We start from the raw sequence: 3141 nt of genomic DNA on the forward strand, positions 1-3141 counted from the left end.
GAGCGCGGGGGTGGGACCGCCGCCACCGGTCCGGGAGCTGCCGTCACCGGTGCGGCGGGTGCCGTCCACGAGGTGCGGGGCGCTGTTCGCGATGCGCCGGTGGCCGTCACCGGTCCCGGGCTGGCCGTTCGGGTGGAGTCGGCCGGCAGTCGCCTGTGGGTGGTCTCCTCCGGTCTGGCCGCCGACCCCGCCGCCCTCGCGGCCCTGCGCGACCGGCTGACCGCGACCCTGCCCGCCGGAGCGCCGGCGGCCCCGGATCCGGTGGCCGCGGACCTCGCCGCGCAGCTCGCCGCCGAACAGGCCTTCAGGGAGATCACCGGCCTGCCCGGATCGGCCGGCGGACGGGACGCGTCGCGCACGGTGCACGTGGTGGACTCCCGCCCCCTGGGCTGGCGTTCGCTCGACCTGAACGACGTCACCGGCGAGGCCGACGGCCCGGACGCGACGGCCCTGATCGGCCGGTGCGCGACGGACACCCCGGCCGACTGGGCGCAGCTCCCCGTCTGCCTGGCCCGCGTCGTGCCCGGCCCCGGCACCCCCGAGGGCCGGGCCGCCGCCGGCTGGGGAGCCACGGGCGGAGAGGCCGAGGCCGCCGCGCTACGGGCCTTCCTGCGCGGCCCCGACCCGCGGGGCGGGGCCGGTACCACGCCGGACGCGGCCCTGCTGGACGCGGCGCTGCGGCTCGCCGCCGCGGACCGGCAGGCGGACGACCGCACGCCGTGGCAGGACGGCGAGCCGGAGCAGGCACCGACGGCCGGGGCCGTCCCGGTGCGCCGGCGGGTGCATCCCCGTGCGGCCCGCCCCGGCGGTCCGGTCTGTGCCGAGGTCGTCCTCGGCTCGCCCTCCGGCGAGACATGGCACGGCACGGCCTGGGGCCAGGACGAGGCGACGGCCCTGGACGGGGCCCGGGCCCTGGCCCGGGCCCGTAGGCAACTGGCCGCGCACGAACGAACGTTGGCGGCGGATCTCGGCCCGGACTGCCGCATCGCCGAGGAGCTCGCGGCCACGGCCGCGGACCCGCGGGCGCTGGCCGCCGAACTGCTCGGCCGGCCGGTCGAGTTCCGGCGGCACGTCCCCGACCCGCTGCTCGGCGCACACCCGTTGGTGCACGGCGTGCTGGTCGCCGGGGCGGAGGCCGGACGATGAGCGGGCGGCTCGCGGTACACCCCGGGCTCACGACCGGCCCGGGAGCGGCGGACGCCGGGACGGAGCCCGCCGTCCTGCTGGCGGACCTGCTCGCCGAGCAGGACGTCCTGGTGGCGCTGGTCGCCGGGCACGACGCGGACTGGGAGCAGCAGCGGATGGCCGAGGCCGAGGCCCTCGGTCTGCCCCTGCTGCCCGTCCGGCTGTGGGGCGCCGAGGTGGAGGTCGGACCGCTGTGGCAGCGGGACGCGGCCACCGGCTGCCCGCTGTGCCAGGTCTCGGCCCATCTGCGGACGCGCGGCATCACGGACCCGCCGCGCCGCCTGGCGGCCGGCCCCGGCGCGGCCCGCTCCGCGGCCGTCCTGCTGACCGCCGCCTGCGCCCTGGCGCGCCGCCGGCCGCCGGCGCCGGGACAGACCCTCGTCGTCGGCCCGACCGGGACCTCCCGACACCGGGTGCCCGCGCAGAACGGCTGCCCGGGCTGCTCGGCGCCCGCCGAGGGGGCTGCCGGGGCCGGGGCGGGAGACCAGGTCGGGGCCCGGGAGACCCGTCGGGGTGATCGTGGCGGGGAGGATCCCGTGCTCGACGGCGCCCTGCGGCAGGTGCCGGGGCCCGATCTGTCCGTGCAGACGCTCACCGCCCTGCTGGTCGACAGCCGCTACGGCCCGGTCATCGGGCTCCAGCCGGTGCCCGACAGCCCGGCCTCCCTCGTGGCCGCCGTCCACGCCCGCCACGGCAAGGCGTCCGAGGCCGCCGGGTACGGCCGTGGCCGCACCCTCGCCGCCGCCTCCCGGCTGGCGCTGCTGGAGCGGCTGGAGCGGGCGGGTTCGGAGAGCCTGGTCGGCGCGGCCCGGCCGGTCCGGGCCGCGTACCGGGACCTGCCGGGCCGCGCCCTGGACCCGCGCCGGCTCGGCGACCTCGCGCCGGAGCAGTACGCCCACCCCTCCTGCCGTGTCGACCCGTTCTCGCCGGACGACGTCCTGCGCTGGATCCCGGCCCAGGTGTGGGGCACGGACACGCCGTGCTGGGTCCCGCTGGAGGCGGGCTCGTACCACGTGCACCCCGAGCCCCGCCCCGGGCAGCGGTGGGGCAGGGTGCTGTACGAGTCGTCCAACGGCTGTGCCCTCGGCGCCACCCTCGACGAGGCGGCGCTGCACGCCGTGGTCGAAGTGCTCGAACGCGATGCCTTCCTGATGACCTGGTGGGCGGGACGGCCCGTGCCGCGGATCGACTGGAGCTCGGTCACCGACCCGACCACCGTCGCACTGCGCTCGGCGATGCGCCGCGCCGGCTACGAGGTGGACCTGCTGGTCCTCACCCGGGACGTGCCGGTGCCCGCGGTATGGGCGCTGGCCCGCAACCCGGGCTCGCCGGACAAGTACAGCCTGACGACCGCCGCCGCCCACCCCGACCCGGCCGAGGCCGTACGGGCGGCGGTCGCCGAACTGGCCCCGCTGGTCCTCGGTGACGTCGTCACCCCCTCGCCGGAACGGGCCCGCCGGCTGCGCACCGACCGCTGGAACGTCACCGACCTCGACCACCACATCGAGTGGTACTCGGTCCCCGAGTCCGCCGCGGTGTTCGAGCCGTACCTGGCGGGCCCGACGGTTCCGCTGGCCGAGGCGTTCCCGCACTCCCCGCTGCGCGGGGTCGGCACGCTCGGCCGGGCCGGCCGGCTGATGCGGGAACTGCTCGCCGCGGCGGGCATGGACGAGGTGCTCGTCGTGGACCAGACCGGGCGCGAGCACCGGGCCGCGGGACTGCGCGCCGTACGCGTCCTGGTGCCCGGCAGCGTCCCCCTCGCCTTCGGCTTCGCCCATCAGCGGGTGCGGGGGCTGCCGCGGCTGCGCGCGGCGGCGGGGGAGCGGGCCCTGTCCCTGGAGGGATTGACGGTGCACCCGTTCCCGTGACCGACGCCGCCCCCCGGCACTCCGCCGGGACCGCCCCGACCCGACCCGGCCAGGTCCCGACCCGTCCCGGCCAGGTCCCGACCCGTCC

Annotated in this window: 1 protein-coding gene and 1 pseudogene; both read left to right on the forward strand. The window is 78.9% G+C overall.

What is annotated here, in order from left to right; translation table 11 throughout:
* Positions 1–1146, forward strand: a pseudogene (locus tag EF918_RS34125) (hypothetical protein); the annotation flags it as partial.
* Positions 1143–3053 carry a YcaO-like family protein gene (locus EF918_RS34130; RefSeq protein ID WP_125652758.1) on the forward strand — a complete coding sequence of 637 codons (1911 nt, stop codon included), beginning with the start codon at positions 1143–1145 and terminating at the stop codon, positions 3051–3053. The pseudogene EF918_RS34125 and the gene EF918_RS34130, both read left to right, overlap by 4 nt.
* Positions 3054–3141: the final 88 nt, after the last annotated feature.

The organism is Streptomyces sp. WAC06614 (genome assembly GCF_003949795.1).
In the GTDB taxonomy this organism is placed as follows: domain Bacteria; phylum Actinomycetota; class Actinomycetes; order Streptomycetales; family Streptomycetaceae; genus Streptomyces.